Origin of the sequence: Clavibacter tessellarius (genome assembly GCF_001618005.1) — a bacterium.
In the GTDB taxonomy this organism is placed as follows: domain Bacteria; phylum Actinomycetota; class Actinomycetes; order Actinomycetales; family Microbacteriaceae; genus Clavibacter; species Clavibacter tessellarius_A.
Window position 1 is genome coordinate 117928 of sequence record NZ_LQXA01000053.1, and the last position, 15621, is coordinate 133548.

The following is a 15621-nucleotide window of genomic DNA, read 5'->3' on the forward strand; positions in this document are numbered from 1 at the left end:
GGGCGTCGTCGCGCGGGGCCGGGTCAGCGGCGCTCGGCCTCCGCGGCGCGGGAGTTGGCGGCGGCCGACGACGGCACCGGAGGGCTGTACTGCTCGTCCGGGGACTCGACGCGACGCTCCGCGACGGTCCGGTCGTCGACTCCGGGGCGCCACGGTTCCGGAACGGGGGCGGCGGCCGGGGCGGCCTCCGGCGCGCGGGCGGCGGGCGCCTTCGTGGCGGGGGAGTCGTCCTCGAACTGCCAGCGCGCGATGTCGCCCTGGAAGATCTTGCGGGCCCGACCCGGGTGGTGCTGCCACTCGACGATGCGGTCGCGGAACTCGGCGAGCTGCGTGTCGAACTGGAACCCGAAGCTGCCGCTGCCGCGCTTGAACTCGGTGATCTCGTGCGCCGCCCACGTGGCCGCCGTCGCGGCGCCCTTGACCGGCATGAGGCGGATGCGGATGTCGGCCTCGCCGGCGGCGCGATCGGCGAGCACGCGCTCCTGCGGGGTGAGGCCGTCCCAGACGGAGGCCTGGCGCGCCGCGTCGACGAGCGCGCCGATGGCGGCCGCCTTCACCTCGCGGTCGTGGCGCGTGAGGATCCGCTGCGTGGCCCCGCGCGCGATGACCGCGGCGAGGACGCCGGCCACCACGATGGCCACGAAGGGGACGACGACGCCGGAGAGGAGCTGAGTGCCCCGCTCGGACGCGAGGGCATCGAGGAGATCATTCCACCACTGCATGCGGTGACCGTACCCCGGGCTCCGGCTGCGACCGGGGAGGCGGGGCGGGCGCGTCGCCGCGTCGCGGGGCGCCGTCCGCGACGCGACTCAGAACCGGAGGCAGTCGACCGCGTCCTGCAGAGCCCAGAAGTCGCCGAGGGGGACGAACCCCTGCGCGTCCCGTCGGAGGCGCTTGGCGCGGAAGCGCTCGCCCTGCGGCTCGTGCATGCGCTCGACGTAGCCGAGCACGGCGCCGTCCGGCCGGGTGACGCGCAGCAGCCCGTCGTGCAGCTCGCGCACCTGGGCCGCCGAGCGCGCCAGGGGGGTGTAGGTGATGCTGGGCATGGTGTCCTCCGTCCGCGTGCCGCCGGCCCGGCGGTGTCTCGATGTCCCCGAAGCTACGGGGGACCACCGACATCGCGACCGGCAGGAATGGGCGGCGTCCGATGACGGTTCCCTCCCATGTCGACCCGTGCGGACCTCGCGCGCGGCGACGGGAAGTAGGTTCATCTCTCATGCAGACATTCATCCTCGCCGGCGGCTGCTTCTGGTGCCTCGATGCGGTCTACCGCACGCTCGACGGCGTCCAGGACGTCATCTCCGGCTACATCGGCGGACACACCGCCCACCCCTCCTACGACGCCGTGTGCACGGGCGCGACCGGGCACGCCGAGGCGGTGAAGGTGGTCTTCGACGAGGAGGTCATCCCCGCCGACGTCATCCTCGACGTGTTCTTCACGCTGCACGACCCGCGCCAGCTCAACCGCCAGGGCGCCGACGTCGGCACCCAGTACCGCTCGGCCATGTTCCCCGCGGACGCCGAGCAGGAGCAGCTGTTCCGCGACGCCATCTCCCGCGCCGGCGAGCTGTGGGACGGCACCGCCGTCACCACGATCGAGCCTGTCGGCACCTGGTATGACGCGGAGGACTACCACCAGGACTTCTTCGCGAAGAACCCGGGCCAGGGCTACTGCAACGCGGTCGCCGTGCCCAAGGTCAACAAGGTGCGCAAGTCGTTCGCGCAGTACGTGCGCGCGGCCTGACCCACCCTCCCCGACGCCCCGCGGCCTGTACGGCCGCGGGGCGTGGGCGTACCATCGGCACGTCCGGGCGACGGAGCCCGGCGAGGAGAGGCGACGACGATGTCGATGACTACGAACACGAGCACGAGCACGAACACGAGCACGACCGGCCTGCCGCGCACCGCGGGCAAGACCTGGGTGGCCTTCGGAGCCACGGGTGCGCTCGCCTCCATCCACTCGCACGACGACGGGTACGAGGTGCGCCCGCTGCACCGCGGCGTCGTCGCCGGCACGTACCCGTCGCTGGAGATCGCGAAGTCGGCGCTCCGGGCGGGGCAGGGCGGCGACGTGGAGTTCTCCGCGCACTGAGCCGCCCGCGGCTCCTCCCCAGCGGGCGGGGACGTCCGCATCCGCCGTCCCCGGGACCCGATCCCGTCGGCATGCCCGGGGTCGTGCACGATGCGACCGCGGCACGGTGCCGCCGGGGGAGGCGGCATGCGCGGGACGGGCACGGCGGACGGGACGACGATCGGCGACGGCGGTGGGCGGCTGCATGCCCTGTTGCGCGGGCGGCTCGGCGATGCCGCCCGCGGCATCCGCACGGCGGAGGGCTGGGAGCTCGCCGCCCTCGACGTGGGCGGCGTGATCGTCACGTGCGCGGGCGCGGGGGCGGCGGATGCCGTCCGGTCGCTCCACGCGGGCGACGAGGTCGTCGTGCGCGGGGTCCTGCGCGCCCGCCGCGGGGGACGCCCGGGCGACGATGCCGTCGAGATGGAGGCGACGCTCCTCGCCGTGCGGAGGCGGGTCGGGACGCACCCGATGGCGCCCCGGCCGCGGCGGCCTAGGATCGCATCATGAGCGGATCCCCCCGGTGGCTCGAGCCGGATCAGCAGCGCGCCTGGCGGACCGTCATCGTCGCGCTGAACCACGTCAGCGAGCGCATCGAACGGCAGCTGGTCCGGGATGCCGCGATGCCCCACGCCTACTTCATGATCCTCGTGCGGCTGTCCGAGGTCGAGGGCAACGCGCTGCCGATGAGCGTCCTCGCGCGCGCCCTGCAGGCCTCGGCGAGCCGCACCTCGCATGCCGTGACGCGCCTCGAGCAGCTCGGCTGGGTGCGCCGCGTCCCCTCGCCGCGCGATGGCCGGAGCCTCCTCGCCGAGCTCACGGACGAGGGGCGCAGCACGCTGGCGTCCGCCGCTCCCGGGCACGCCGAGGAGGTGCTCCGCACGGTGTTCGATCCGCTGAGCGCCGAGCAGACCGCGCAGCTCGAGGCGATCGCCCGCGATATCCTCACGAGCATGACCGCTTCCTCCCCCTTCGACGACCGGGGGAGCGCCGGCGGCGACGACCTGGCCATCCCGCCGGCCCCCGGCGCACGCGACTCGGGTGCCACCGCCCGCGCGGACGAGCCCGCCGCATGAGGGGCCGCTTCGCCGCCGTGGCCGCTCCCGCGCTCCTCGCCGCGCTCGTCCTGGGCGGCTGCACGCAGACGCCGACTCCGACGCAGCCGACGGTGCCGGCGTCCGCCCCGCCCGCGACGCCCGACGACGCGGCGTCCGCCGCCCCCACCGCGGCGACCGTCGACCTGGCGGGGACGGCCGACGCCAACCTGCCCGTGTTCGAGGCCACGGCGGGCGCGGTCGTCTCCGCGGATCCGAACGCCAAGGGCCGCGCCATGGTCGACGCGCTCGTCGGTGTCGGGTTCCCGAAGGACAAGATGGAGGTCACGGCGGACGCCACGCCGCTGGGCAACTCCGTCGACTCGATCCTCGTGGCCGTGCGGATGGGCGACGGCTGCCTCATCGGCCAGCGCGCGCAGGACGGCTTCTCCGCGCACGTCGAGCCCGCCCTGTCCTCCGGCCGCTGCCTCGTGGGGCAGACCCGCGCGATCGACTGGTGACCGACGGTCGGCACGCGGCGGCGGCGTCCGGCCGCCCGCGGCACTGAATAGACTCGCCCCATGGCTGAATACATCTACTCGATGGTCCGCGCCCGGAAGTCGGTCGGCGACAAGCTGATCCTCGACGACGTCACGATGTCGTTCATCCCGGGTGCCAAGATCGGCGTCGTCGGACCGAACGGCGCGGGCAAGTCCACGATCCTCAAGATCATGGCGGGCCTCGACACCCCGAGCAACGGCGAGGCCAAGCTGTCGCCCGGCTACTCGGTCGGCATCCTCATGCAGGAGCCCGAGCTCGACGAGTCGAAGACCGTCCTCGAGAACGTCCAGGAGGGCGTCGGCCCGCTCAAGGCGCAGGTCGACCGCTACAACGAGATCGCCGCGGCCATGGCCGAGCCCGACGCCGACTTCGACACGCTCCTCGCCGAGATGGGCACGCTGCAGGAGGCCATCGACGCCGCCGACGGCTGGGAGCTCGACTCGCAGCTCGAGCAGGCGATGGACGCGCTCCGCACCCCGCCGGGCGATGCCTCTGTCGCGAACCTCTCCGGTGGCGAGAAGCGCCGCGTGGCGCTCTGCAAGCTGCTGCTCCAGAAGCCCGACCTCCTGCTCCTCGACGAGCCCACCAACCACCTCGACGCCGAGAGCGTGCTCTGGCTCGAGCAGCACCTCTCCAAGTACCCGGGCGCCGTCCTCGCCGTGACCCACGACCGGTACTTCCTCGACCACGTGGCCGAGTGGATCGCCGAGGTCGACCGCGGCCGCCTCTACCCCTACGAGGGCAACTACTCGACGTACCTCGAGAAGAAGCAGGAGCGCCTCAGCGTCCAGGGCAAGAAGGACGCGAAGCTCTCCAAGCGCCTCGCCGAGGAGCTCGACTGGGTCCGCAGCAACGCGAAGGGCCGCCAGGCGAAGTCCAAGGCGCGCCTCGCCCGCTACGAGGAGATGGTGACGGAGGCGGAGCGCACGAGGAAGCTGGACTTCGAGGAGATCCAGATCCCCGTCGGCCCGCGCCTCGGCTCGCAGGTCATCGACGCGAACAAGCTGCACAAGCAGTTCGGGGAGCGCGTCCTCATCGACGACCTCTCGTTCACGCTGCCGCGCAACGGCATCGTCGGCGTCATCGGCCCGAACGGCGTCGGCAAGACCACGCTGTTCAAGACGATCGTGGGATTCGAGCCACTCGACTCCGGTGAGCTCAAGGTCGGCGACACGGTCGACATCTCCTACGTCGACCAGAGCCGCGGCGGCATCGACCCCGAGAAGTCGCTCTTCGAGGTCGTCTCGGACGGGCAGGACTACATCCAGGTCGGCAAGCAGGAGGTGCCGGCGCGCGCCTACGTCTCCACCTTCGGGTTCAAGGGGCCGGACCAGCAGAAGAAGGCCGGCATCCTCTCCGGTGGCGAGCGCAACCGCCTGAACCTCGCGCTCACGCTCAAGCAGGGCGGCAACCTCCTGCTGCTCGACGAGCCCACCAACGACCTGGACGTCGAGACGCTCGGCAGCCTCGAGAACGCGCTCCTCGAGTTCCCCGGCTGCGCCGTGGTCATCACCCACGACCGGTGGTTCCTCGACCGGATCGCGACGCACATCCTGTCGTACGAGGGCACGGAGGATGACCCGGCGAACTGGTACTGGTTCGAGGGCAACTTCGAGTCGTACGAGCAGAACAAGATCGAGCGCCTCGGCGCGGACGCCGCGAAGCCCCACCGCTCGGCGTACCGCAAGCTGACGCGCGACTGATCCCGTGACCCGGGTCCACGTCCCCGTCCACCTCCGGTGGGCCGACCTCGACGCCTACGACCACGTGAACAACGTGGAGGTGCTCCGGCTGCTGGAGGAGGCGCGCGTCCGCGCCTTCTGGCGGGGCGACGACGACGGCGAGGGCGTGGATCCGGGGATGGCGCTCATCCACGCGTCCGCGGGTGCGAGCACCATGACGATGATCGCCCGGCAGGAGGTCGAGTACCTGCTGCCCATCTCGTACGGGCGGAGGCCGCTCGACGTGCAGGTGTGGCTGGGGCGCCTCGGCGGCTCCAGCCTCGAGGCCTGCTACGAGGTGCGGACGCCCGCGGGCGTCGAGCCGGCGGCGCTGTACGCGCGCGCCTCGACCACCATCGTGCTGGTGGACGCCGCCACCGGCCGTCCGCGCCGCATCACCGACGCCGAGCGAGCCGGGTGGAGCGCGTACCTCGAGGAGCCCGTGGCGTTCAGTCGACGGGGGTGAGCGGCGCGGCGCACGGGGCGCCGGCCGCCGTGCCGGGCCGGGGTCAGCCGCGCGCGTCGGCGGGGACGCGCACCATGCCCTCCTGCGCGACGCTCGCCAGCAGCACGCCGTCGCGCGAGTAGATGCGGCCGAGCGAGAGGCCGCGCCCGCCCTGCGCGCTCGTGGACTCCTGCACGTAGAGCATCCACTCGTCGGCGCGGCCGAAGCGGTGGAACCACATGGCGTGGTCGAGGCTCGCGGTCTTGATGCCGGGGGTGGCCCAGCTGAGGCCGTGGCGCCGGTAGATCGACTCGAGGATCGAGTAGTCGCTCGCGTAGGCGAGGGACGCGAGGTGCACGGCCGGGTCGTCGGGCAGGCGGCCGATCGCGCGGATCCAGACGGCCTGGTGGGCGACGCGCTCCTCGGCCGCGCCGAAGTACACGGGCTGCTCGACGTGGCGCATGTCGAACGGACGGTCGTTGGCCCAGTGCTTCGCGACGGGGTGCTCGATGCGCGACAGCACGTCGTGCGCGCTCGGCAGGGACTCCGGCTCGGGGATGCCCTCCGGCATGGGCGCCTGGTGCTCGAGGCCCTCGTCGCCGTCCTGGAACGACGCGATCATCGACAGGATCGGGCGGCCGTCCTGGTAGGCCTGCGTGCGCCGCGTGGAGAAGGAGCGCCCGTCGTGGATGCGGTCCACCGAGAACGTGATGGGCTTCGTGACGTCGCCGGGGCGGAGGAAGTAGCCGTGCATGCTGTGCACGCGGCGGTCGGCCTCGGTCGTGCGCATCGCCGCGACGAGCGACTGCGCGAGCACCTGGCCGCCGAAGACGCGGCCCATGGGCATCCACTGCGACGGGCCGGTGGAGATGTCCTCGCTCGTGCGGGCGCCGGTGTCCGTGAGGTCGAGCGCGGTGAGGAGCCCGGCGAGCGGGCCGCCCGCGGTGTCGTCGGGGGTGTCGGATGCGTGGTCGGTCATGGGTCCTCCGGCGTACGGGCCGACCTCGGGCGGCCGGGCTGCCGGGCGGGTCGCCCGGGCGCATCCAGTAGCTTAGACAGGCCATGACGCCCTCCTTCGCCCTCCGGGACGCCCTCGCCCTCGGCGACCTGCAGACCTTCCTCGGGCGCTCGGCCCGCGTCGACGACGGAGCCGTGCGGCTCATCGGATCCGGGGGCGTGCTCGCCGTGTACACCTCGGTGCTGCAGCCGGCGGGCCTCCTCGACCGGGCGCCCACCGTCCTCGGCCTGCGGACCTTCGCCGCGGACACGCGGGCGCCCGTCGACAGCGTCGTGCCGATCCGCGCGCTGCTCGACCGGCTCGCGCGGCTCGAGGGGCCCGCCACCGGATCTCCCGGCGAGCCCGTCGGCGTGCTCGTGCCGCCGGACACCGCGACGGCCGCGTGGGCGGGCATCTCCCCGCCGCGGGCCGGATGGGAGCGGGTCGACGACGTGGCCGCCGCCGCCCTGCGCGCGGCCGCACGGGCCGGAATCGACGAGGTCGCGGCCGCCGTGCCCTCCGGCATCGGCGAGCAGATCGTCTCCCGCGTGCGCGGAGAGGTCTGGGGACGCCCCGTGGACGGCGCGCCGGACGTGGTCGCGGGCGGGGCGTTCGCGGCCTACAGCCTGGGGTTCCTCGGGCCGGATCCCGCCCCGGACGCGGAGGCGGACGACGACGAGCCGCCGGTGGCCGTGTTCCGCGCGGGGCCGTGGATGCGACTCACGACGTCCCGCGGGCACGTGCTGATCCGCCGCCTCTAGGCGATCGCCGCCCCCCGTCCTCCGGGACGGGGGCGGCGCTGGTGGTTCAGGACTCGTCGAAGGTGTTGACCATCGCGTGGGCGGCGCGCTCGAGGTAGTCCCAGAGCTGCGCCTCGTGCATCGGCGGCAGGTCGAGGGAGTCGACCGCGACCCGCATGTGCGCGAGCCACCGGTCGCGGGCGTCCGGGTTCACGCGGAACGGCATGTGCCGCATCCGGAGCCGCGGGTGGCCGCGCTCCTCGCTGTAGGTCGTCGGCCCGCCCCAGTACTGCTCGAGGAACCCGGTGAGGCGCTGGATGGCGCCCTCGAGGTCCTCCTCCGGGTACATGGCGACCAGCACCGGATCGTCGGCGACGCCGCGGTAGAACTCGCGGACGAGCCTCTCGAAGGTGGGGCGGCCGCCGACGTCGCCGTAGAAGGAGCTCCCGAGCAGGTCGGCCATCAGGATCCCTCGGGCGGCGTCGCGGGCTTCCGCGGGGCGCGAGGGGAGCGCGGCGGCCTCGGGGGAGCGGCGTCGGCGGACGCATCGTCGGCCGACGGGTCGGCGGCGGGCTCCGGATCCTCGGGCAGCACCGTCCAGGTGGCCGTGACCTCATCCTCGCCGACGGGGCGCGCGGCGGGCGCGGGATCCTGCGTCGGGATCACGCGCGTGGCGCGCGGATCCTGCGGGGGGCCGGCGGCGCCGCGGACGACCGGGGACGCGGGGCCCTCCGGTGCGGAGATCCGCGCGGCCGGCGGTCGCTGGGCTGCCTTGCGCGCGGCGCGCTTCTTGGGCGCCGGCGCCTCGGGCTGCTGCACGGGGGTCGGGACGGTGCGCGGCGGGTGCGCGCCGCCCACGCTGGCGGCGCTGTCGAAGCCCGTGAGGACGACGGCGGACAGCGACGGCAGGGTGACGTCCATCCGGTCGAGCGCGGCCTTGAGGCGACCGCGGAGCTCCCGGGAGACGTCGTCGCGGGCGTTGCTCCGGGTCTTCACGACGATGCGGATGACCACGGCCGACTCCGCGATCGACTCGATGCCCCAGAGCTCCGGCTTCTCGACGATGCGCGAGCGCCACTTGGGCGTGGTCGCGAGCTCGGTGGCGGTGGCGAGCATGCGCTCCTGCACGGCCTGCACGTCCGTGTCGTACGGGACGGCGAGGTCGATGACGACGCGGGCCCAGCCCTGCGACATGTTGCCGACGCGGAGGATCTCGCCGTTGCGCACGAACCAGAGCGTGCCGTTGACGTCGCGGAGCGTGGTGATGCGGATGCCGACCGTCTCGACGACGCCCGTGGCCGGCCCCACGTCGACCACGTCGCCGACGCCGAGCTGGTCCTCGACCACCATGAACAGGCCGTTGAGGATGTCCTTGACGATGTTCTGCGCGCCGAAGCCGAGGCCCGCGCCGAGGGCGGCGGTGAGGAGGGCGAGGGAGCTGAGGATGTCGGGGTTGACTGCGGTGACGGCGAGCGACATCGCGATCACGACGATCACGACCGTGGTGATGTTGCTGAGGACGCTGCCGAGCGTGCGCGTGCGCTGCACGACGCGGACGGCGGTGAGGGGTGACGCCTGGATCGACTGCGTGTCGTCGACGTTCTGGCGCTTCTTGACGCCGGACACGATCTGGTCGACCGTGTTGCGGATCACGACGAGGAGGATCCACCGGGCGATGAAAGCGCCGATGACGATCGAGACGACCTGGATCAGCACGCCCCAGGTGGAGAAGAACGAGCCGTCGCCGCAGCACACCATGCTCAGGTCCATCGCGACGCGCTTCCGAGGGGGAGGAGGAGAGGGGTGGTCATCCGCCCGAGTGTACCGGCGGGGTGCCGGGCCGGTCCTGGGTGCGCACGGGTCGCGGAGGGCGATCGGGCGGGACGCGGGAGGGGGCGGCCTCCTGCGCGACCGCCCCCTCCCGTCGTGCAGGTGCCGCTACTCGGCGTCCTTCGCCTGCGCCCGCAGCGCCCGCTCGACGCCCGACAGCAGCTCGCTGACGAGGCGGCGGAGCGCCGGCGGCTCGGGGTTCGCGTCGAGCCAGGCGACGGTCGCGTCGCGCAGTTCGGCGTCCGCGAGCGGCGACGGGTAGAAGCCGCCGATGAGCGCCGCCGCGATGGCGTAGCTCCGCGACTCCCACACGCCCTGCAGCGCGTCGAAGTAGGCGGCGACGAACGGACGCAGGAGCTCCGTGTCGGCTGCGCGGCGGAAGCCGAGGCCCGTGGTGCGCACGATGGTGTTCGGCTCGGTGTCGGCCTCCCACACGGATGCCCACGCCGCCTGCTTGCCCTCCGCCGTGGGCAGCGCCGCGCGGGCCTGGGCGGCGGACTGCGCGCCCGTCGCCGTGCGGTCGGCCGCGAGCGCGGCGTCGATCTCGGCGGTGCCGGCGCGCCCGCCCGCGACGAGCGCGGTCAGCAGCTCCCAGCGGAGGTCGGCGTCGATCTCGACGCCCTCGAGCGTCTCGGTGCCGTCGAGGAGCGCCTGCACGTGGTCCAGCTGCGCGGGCTCGGCCGCGACCTGCGCGAAGGTGCGCAGGAACTGGAACTGGTTGTCGGATCCGGGCGCCGCCTGCGCGGTGAGCGCCCACAGCTCGGTCGCGACCGTCGCGAGCAGCTCGTCCCGGTGGTCGGGCGCCGAGTACGTGGACGCCGCGACCGTGAGCTGCGCGAGCGCGTAGCGGAGGGCCGTGGACTCGTCCTCGGTGGCGACGTTGTCGAGCACGAGGCGCGCGTAGTCGCGGGCCCGGATCTCGCCGTCGCGCGTCGCGTCCCACACGGAGGCGAAGACGAGCGAGCGGGCGAGCGAGTCCTCGAACGCGGCGAGGTGGCGCATCGCGACCTCGAGCGACGCGGGATCCAGCCGGATCTTCGCGTACGTGAGGTCGTCGTCGTTGAGCAGCACGAGCGCCGGGCGCTGGCGGCCGACGAGCTCGGCGACCTCGGTGCGGTCGCCGTCCACGTCGAGCTCGAAGCGCTCGGTGCGCACCAGGTGCGCGTCGCGCAGCTCGTAGAAGCCGATCGCGAGGCGGTGCGGGCGGAGCGTCGGGTAGTCCGCCGCCGCCTCCTGCAGCACGGCGAACGACGTGATGACGCCGTCCTCGTCGGTCTCGATCTCGGGACGCAGCGTGTTCACGCCCGAGGTCTTCAGCCACAGGTCGGTCCAGCGCTCGAGGTCGCGGCCGCTCGTGCCCTCGAGCTCCGAGGTGAAGTCGCGGAGCGTCGAGTTGCCGAAGGCGTGGCGCTGGAAGTAGGCGGCGACGCCCGCGAGGAACTCGTCCTGGCCGACGTAGGCCACGAGCTGGCGGAGGACCGAGGCGCCCTTGGCATACGTGATGCCGTCGAAGTTGACCTGCACGTCCTCCAGGTCGTTGATGGTCGCGTAGACGGGGTGCGTGCTCGGCAGCTGGTCCTGGTTGTAGGCCCAGGACTTCTCGCCGGCGTTGAACGTGGTCCAGGCGCCCGTCCACTCGGTGGCCTCGGCGGTCGCCAGGGTCGAGATGTAGGTCGCGAACGACTCGTTGAGCCACAGGTCGTCCCACCACTTCATGGTGACGAGGTCGCCGAACCACATGTGCGCGAGCTCGTGCAGGATCGTCGTGACCCGGCGCTCCTTCACGGCGTCCGTGACCTTGGAGCGGAAGACGTAGCTCTCCACGAACGTGACGGCGCCCGCGTTCTCCATCGCTCCCGCGTTGAACTCGGGGACGAAGAGCTGGTCGTACTTGGGGAACGGGTAGGGGTACGCGAAGCGCTCCTCGTAGAACGCGAAGCCCTCGCGGGTCTTCTCGAAGACGTAGTCGGCGTCGAGGTGCTCCATGAGCGACTTGCGCGCGAAGACGCCGAGCGGGATCGTGCGGCCGTCGCTCGAGGTCAGCTCGCTGCGGACGACGCCGTAGGGGCCCGCGATGAGCGCGGTGATGTAGCTCGACATGCGGAGCGTGGGCTCGAAGGTCCAGGTGGACGCGCCGTCGGCGGCGGCCGTGGGCTCGGGCGTGGGGGAGTTGGACACGACCTCCCAGTGCGACGGCGCCGTGACCGTGAAGCGGAAGACGGCCTTCAGGTCGGGCTGCTCGAACACCGCGAACATGCGGCGGGAGTCCGGCACCTCGAACTGCGAGTAGAGGTAGACCTCGTCGTCGACGGGATCCACGAAGCGGTGCAGGCCCTCGCCCGTGTTCGTGTACATGGCGTCGGCGACGACCGTCAGCTCGTTCTCCTGCGCGAGGTCGTCGAGTCGGATGCGCACGCCGTCGTTGACGTCGGCCGGGTCGAGCTCGCGGCCGTTCAGGGTCACGGCGTGCACCGTGCGCGTGATCGCGTCGATGAACGTGGACGCGCCCGCCGTGGCCGTGAAGCGCACGGTCGTGGTGGATCCGAACACCTCCGCTCCCCGGGTGAGGTCGAGCGTCACGTCGTACTCCGTCACGTCGAGGAGCGCCGCGCGCTCCTCGGCCTCGACGCGGGTGAGGTTCTCTCCTGGCATGGTGCTCCTGCTCGTCCGTGAGGTGGGTGGGCCGTGCATGCGGACCGCGCCTCGCGTGACGGGCCATCGGGCGGTCGGGGACCGGGGATGCCGGGGCGGGAGCGGCGCCGCTTCAGCGCCGATCCTATTCCGTCGGCTGACCTAGGCTGGCGGCATGTCCGACGTACAGAGCAGCCCCCGCACGACCGCCGTCGAGTTCTGGTTCGACCCCTCCTGCCCGTGGGCGTGGATGACCTCCCGCTGGGTCGACGAGGTCGCCCGCCACCGCGACCTCGACATCACCTGGCGCGTCATGAGCCTCGCCGTCCTCAACGAGGACAAGGCCGACGACCCGAAGTTCGCGGAGTTCCTCCCGCGCGCGCTCCGCTTCACGCGCCTCGTCGCCGCCGTCGAGGCCGAGCACGGCGCCGAGCACGTCAAGCCGCTGTACGACGCGCTGGGCACGCGGATCCACCTCCGCGACCAGAAGGACGCCGACGTCGTCATCCCCGAGGTCCTCGCGGAGCTCGGCCTCCCGGCGGGGCTCGCCGAGACCAGCCGCACCGACCGGTACGACGAGCCGATGCGCGCGAGCCACTTCGACGGCATCGAGCGCGTCGGCCAGGACGTCGGCACGCCCGTCATCGCGGTCGACGGCGTGGCCTTCTTCGGCCCCGTCATCTCGCCCGCGCCGAAGGGCGAGGAGGCCGTCAAGCTGTGGGACGGCGTCGTCGCGGTGGCCGGGTACCCCGGCTTCTTCGAGATCAAGCGCTCGCGCACCGTCGGCCCGATCTTCGACTGACCCCGTTCCCGTCGCGCGTGCGGCGGCCGGCGCCCGCGGGTGCCGGCCGCCTCGCGCGCGGTACGCCCGCCGTGCGGGCACGACGCCGCGACGCGCGGCAGGAGGAGTGCACCCGATGCGCATCCACATCGCGACCGACCACGCGGGCCTCGACTTCTCGAGGCACCTCGCCGAGCACCTGACGGGCGCCGGGCACGAGGTCGTCGACCACGGCCCGACGGCGTACGACGCGCTCGACGACTACCCGTCGTTCTGCATCCGTGCCGCCCGCGCGGTCGTCGCCGACCAGCGCCGCGGCACGACCGCGCTCGGCGTGGTCTTCGGCGGATCCGGCAACGGCGAGCAGATCGCCGCCAACAAGGTCGAGGGCGTGCGCGCGGCGCTCGTCTGGAACCTCTCGACCGCGGTGCTCGCCCGCCAGCACAACGACGCCAACGTGATCTCGATCGGCGCGCGTCAGCACACCGTCGACGAGGCCGTGTCGTTCATCGACGCGTTCATCGCCGAGCCGTTCTCCGAGGAGGAGCGGCACGCGCGCCGCATCGCGCAGCTCGCCGAGTACGAGACGACGGGGGCCATCGCCGGTCACCCCGTCACCGACTAGGCCGCCGTGCCCGAGGGGCATTCGATCCACCGGATCGCGAAGCAGTTCGAGGCGCACTTCGTGGGCGACGTGGTGCAGGCGTCCTCGCCCCAGGGCCGCTTCGCCGAGGGCGCCGCCGTGCTCGACGGCCGCCGGCTCCTCGCCGCGAAGGCCGTCGGCAAGCAGATGTTCCTCGAGTTCGACGGCGACGTCTGGCTGCGCGTGCACCTCGGCCTCTACGGCGCGTGGGACTTCGCGGGCGACGTGTCGACGCTCAACCGCATGGGCCAGAACGGCATGCGGGGCGACGTGCCTGTGGACGATCGCGTCGACGACGCGCCGGTCGACGCGGATGCCGAGGACTCGCTCGCGAGCATCGGCGCGCCCCGCCGGGCGCGGCTCCGGATGGCGGAGCAGGAGAAGGTGCACGACCCGTTCTCGGCCGATGCGTGGCCGCCCGAGCCCGTGGGCCAGGTGCGCGTGCGGCTCCTCACCGAGCGCGCGGTCGCGGACCTCCGCGGGCCCACCGCGTGCGTCGTCGCCGACCCCGGGGAGGTGCGGGAGGCCATCGACAAGCTCGGGCCCGATCCCCTCGTCGACGGCGGCAAGCGCTCCGAGGACCGCTTCACGGCCACCGTGCGGAAGAAGCCCACCGCCATCGGGCTGCTGCTCATGGACCAGTCGGTCGTCAGCGGGATCGGCAACGTCTACCGCGCGGAGCTGCTCTTCCGCGCGCGGCAGAACCCGCACACCCCGGGGCGCGACGTGCCCGAGGACGTGGTCCGCGGGCTCTGGAAGGACTGGTCGAAGCTCCTCCGCAAGGGCGTCGAGGTCGGCCAGATGATGACCATGGACGGCCTGCGCGGCAGGAAGCTCGAGGCGGCGCTGCGCAACCGCGCCGACCGCCACTGGGTCTACCACCGCGAGGGGCTGCCGTGCCGGGTGTGCGGCACGAACATCGTGATGGAGGAGGCCGCCGGACGGAAGCTCTACTGGTGCCCGTACTGCCAGGCCTGATGCCGGGCCGGGGCTGATCCGGCGCCGAGACGACGGAGGGGCCCGGATCCTCGGCGGATCCGGGCCCCTCGACCGTCGGCGGCTGATGCCGTGCGGCGGGCTACTCGCTGATGTGGGAGAACAGGAACCAGCGGTCCTTCTCGAGACCGCGGGCGATCTCGATGGCGACGTCCTGGCTGTTCACGTCGATCTCCCCGAGCTCCTGCACGGCGCGGTTCACGAGCTCCATCGTCGCGTCGATCTGGGCGATGACCTCGGCGATGGTCGCGCTGGACGGGCGGAAGCCGGGCGTCAGCGCCGCGGTCGTGGTGGAGGCGGCCACCGTCTCGATGCGGGCGTCGATCGGGAGCCCGAGGGCGACGACGCGCTCGGCCGCGGTGTCGGCCCAGACCTGCGCGTGGGAGACGAGCACGTCGAGGAACTCGTGCACGCCGATGAAGTTGGCGCCGCGGACGTGCCAGTGCGCCTGCTTGCCGTTGAGGGCGAGCGCCTGGAGGTTGACGACGACGGGGCTGAGGAACTGCGCGACGCCGGCGGCGACGTCGGCGGAGGCGGAGCTGGTGGGGACGTGGACGGTGTCGGTCATGGGGTCTCCTCGTGCGTGGATGCGGTCAGCGAGCTGCGGACGATGCCGTCAATCTCGCGCATCGCCGCGGCGCCCGCAAGCAAGCTGAGGCATGGCTTACCGGCTTCCGAGGGGGTCAGCGCCGCGCGGCAGGCGTGCCGGCACGCCGTGGCGACCCGGATGCGCCGGGCCGACGGGTGCGGCACGGGGCAGCGGGGTGCGGGGAGGGGGGCGGACCCACCTGCCCTGGGAGAGGAGCGGTGGACGCGGATGGAGGGGATGACGGGAATCGAACCCGCGTGATCAGTTTGGAAGACTGAGGCTCTACCATTGAGCTACATCCCCGCGACGTCGGCACCGCCGCCCCGAAGGGCCGCGAGCCGGATGCGCGGGATCCAGCGTAGCGCAGCCCCCGCCCGGCGGTGACCAGCGCCAGGCACGAGTCGGATAGGCTGTGCCACGGTCGATCCGGCTTCCGCGCGCCTGCACGTCAGGGGAGCGGTCATCGCCTCGACCGCACGGGAATGCGTGGCAGCCGGGGCGTAGCGTAGTGGCTAGCGCGTCCGCTTTGGGAGCGGAAGACCGCAGGTTCGAGTCCTGTCGCCCCGACCACATCCCCGACGA

The 15621-nt window shown here is 72.9% G+C and carries 18 protein-coding genes and 2 tRNA genes; 12 read left to right on the plus strand and 8 right to left on the minus strand.

The window, feature by feature from the left end; genetic code table 11:
• Window positions 1-23 precede the first annotated feature (23 nt).
• Together AWH51_RS14400 and AWH51_RS14405 are read right to left on the minus strand one after the other, a co-directional pair.
• The gene (locus tag AWH51_RS14400) at window positions 24-722 is read right to left on the minus strand and encodes a hypothetical protein (protein ID WP_063072743.1); all 699 of its coding nucleotides are present in this window, start codon (window positions 720-722) and stop codon (window positions 24-26) included.
• A gap of 87 nt (window positions 723-809) precedes the next feature.
• The gene (locus AWH51_RS14405; protein ID WP_063072744.1) at window positions 810-1046 is read right to left on the minus strand and encodes a hypothetical protein; all 237 of its coding nucleotides are present in this window, start codon (window positions 1044-1046) and stop codon (window positions 810-812) included.
• A 170-nt stretch (window positions 1047-1216) separates the two neighbouring features.
• Here AWH51_RS14405 and msrA point away from each other — a divergent pair, with 170 nt between their 5' ends.
• From msrA to AWH51_RS14440, 7 genes are all read left to right on the plus strand, one after another.
• Window positions 1217-1744: a peptide-methionine (S)-S-oxide reductase MsrA gene (msrA, locus tag AWH51_RS14410; protein WP_043587182.1), complete on the plus strand. Its 528-nt coding sequence runs from the start codon at window positions 1217-1219 to the stop codon at window positions 1742-1744.
• A gap of 105 nt (window positions 1745-1849) precedes the next feature.
• Complete coding sequence (locus tag AWH51_RS14415; RefSeq protein WP_063072790.1) at window positions 1850-2092, plus strand: hypothetical protein; 243 nt, start codon at window positions 1850-1852, stop codon at window positions 2090-2092.
• A gap of 126 nt (window positions 2093-2218) precedes the next feature.
• A complete protein-coding gene (locus tag AWH51_RS14420; protein WP_063072745.1) occupies window positions 2219-2581 on the plus strand; it encodes a hypothetical protein in 363 nt (120 codons plus the stop codon).
• Window positions 2578-3147, plus strand: coding sequence for a MarR family winged helix-turn-helix transcriptional regulator (locus AWH51_RS14425; RefSeq protein WP_063072746.1), 570 nt, complete (start codon window positions 2578-2580; stop codon window positions 3145-3147). Before AWH51_RS14420 ends, AWH51_RS14425 begins: the two co-directional genes overlap by 4 nt.
• On the plus strand, window positions 3144-3626 hold the full coding sequence (locus AWH51_RS14430) for a DUF6993 domain-containing protein (protein ID WP_063072747.1): 483 nt from the start codon (window positions 3144-3146) through the stop codon (window positions 3624-3626). Before AWH51_RS14425 ends, AWH51_RS14430 begins: the two co-directional genes overlap by 4 nt.
• A 60-nt stretch (window positions 3627-3686) precedes the next feature.
• Window positions 3687-5369 carry an energy-dependent translational throttle protein EttA gene (ettA, locus tag AWH51_RS14435; RefSeq protein ID WP_063072748.1) on the plus strand — a complete coding sequence of 561 codons (1683 nt, stop codon included), beginning with the start codon at window positions 3687-3689 and terminating at the stop codon, window positions 5367-5369.
• Between the two features lie 4 nt (window positions 5370-5373).
• Window positions 5374-5853 (plus strand): acyl-CoA thioesterase, encoded by a 480-nt coding sequence (locus tag AWH51_RS14440; RefSeq protein ID WP_063072749.1) that lies wholly within the window; start codon window positions 5374-5376, stop codon window positions 5851-5853.
• 43 nt (window positions 5854-5896) lie between these two features.
• On the opposite strand, the gene AWH51_RS14445 is transcribed toward AWH51_RS14440, so the two are convergent.
• The gene (locus tag AWH51_RS14445) at window positions 5897-6811 is read right to left on the minus strand and encodes an acyl-CoA thioesterase (protein ID WP_063072750.1); all 915 of its coding nucleotides are present in this window, start codon (window positions 6809-6811) and stop codon (window positions 5897-5899) included.
• Between the two features lie 83 nt (window positions 6812-6894).
• On the opposite strand from AWH51_RS14445, the gene AWH51_RS14450 reads away from it, so the two are divergent.
• Window positions 6895-7590 carry a hypothetical protein gene (locus AWH51_RS14450; protein WP_063072751.1) on the plus strand — a complete coding sequence of 232 codons (696 nt, stop codon included), beginning with the start codon at window positions 6895-6897 and terminating at the stop codon, window positions 7588-7590.
• Window positions 7591-7636: 46 nt separating this feature from the next.
• Here AWH51_RS14450 and AWH51_RS14455 read toward each other — a convergent pair whose 3' ends face one another.
• The 3 genes from AWH51_RS14455 to pepN all read right to left on the minus strand — a co-directional run bounded on the left by AWH51_RS14455 (window position 7637) and on the right by pepN (window position 12051).
• Window positions 7637-8032 carry a globin gene (locus tag AWH51_RS14455; protein WP_063072752.1) on the minus strand — a complete coding sequence of 132 codons (396 nt, stop codon included), beginning with the start codon at window positions 8030-8032 and terminating at the stop codon, window positions 7637-7639.
• On the minus strand, window positions 8032-9339 hold the full coding sequence (locus AWH51_RS14460; protein ID WP_063072753.1) for a mechanosensitive ion channel family protein: 1308 nt from the start codon (window positions 9337-9339) through the stop codon (window positions 8032-8034). Before AWH51_RS14460 ends, AWH51_RS14455 begins: the two co-directional genes overlap by 1 nt.
• A 168-nt stretch (window positions 9340-9507) precedes the next feature.
• Window positions 9508-12051 carry an aminopeptidase N gene (gene pepN / locus AWH51_RS14465; protein WP_063072754.1) on the minus strand — a complete coding sequence of 848 codons (2544 nt, stop codon included), beginning with the start codon at window positions 12049-12051 and terminating at the stop codon, window positions 9508-9510.
• A gap of 154 nt (window positions 12052-12205) precedes the next feature.
• Between pepN and AWH51_RS14470 the strand changes: the two genes are divergently transcribed.
• The 3 genes from AWH51_RS14470 (at window position 12206) to AWH51_RS14480 (ending at window position 14432) form a co-directional block, all read left to right on the plus strand.
• Complete coding sequence (locus AWH51_RS14470; RefSeq protein WP_063072755.1) at window positions 12206-12832, plus strand: DsbA family protein; 627 nt, start codon at window positions 12206-12208, stop codon at window positions 12830-12832.
• Between the two features lie 115 nt (window positions 12833-12947).
• The gene (locus tag AWH51_RS14475) at window positions 12948-13436 is read left to right on the plus strand and encodes a ribose-5-phosphate isomerase (protein ID WP_063072756.1); all 489 of its coding nucleotides are present in this window, start codon (window positions 12948-12950) and stop codon (window positions 13434-13436) included.
• A 6-nt stretch (window positions 13437-13442) separates the two neighbouring features.
• Entirely contained in the window at window positions 13443-14432 is a 990-nt protein-coding gene (locus AWH51_RS14480; protein ID WP_063072757.1) for an Fpg/Nei family DNA glycosylase, read from the plus strand.
• Between the two features lie 100 nt (window positions 14433-14532).
• Here AWH51_RS14480 and AWH51_RS14485 read toward each other — a convergent pair whose 3' ends face one another.
• Together AWH51_RS14485 and AWH51_RS14490 are read right to left on the minus strand one after the other, a co-directional pair.
• Window positions 14533-15018, minus strand: coding sequence for a Dps family protein (locus AWH51_RS14485; protein WP_063072758.1), 486 nt, complete (start codon window positions 15016-15018; stop codon window positions 14533-14535).
• Between the two features lie 250 nt (window positions 15019-15268).
• A tRNA-Gly gene (locus AWH51_RS14490) sits at window positions 15269-15342 on the minus strand.
• 191 nt (window positions 15343-15533) lie between these two features.
• Here AWH51_RS14490 and AWH51_RS14495 point away from each other — a divergent pair.
• Window positions 15534-15609, plus strand: a tRNA-Pro gene (locus AWH51_RS14495).
• The last annotated feature ends 12 nt before the right edge of the window (window positions 15610-15621 follow it).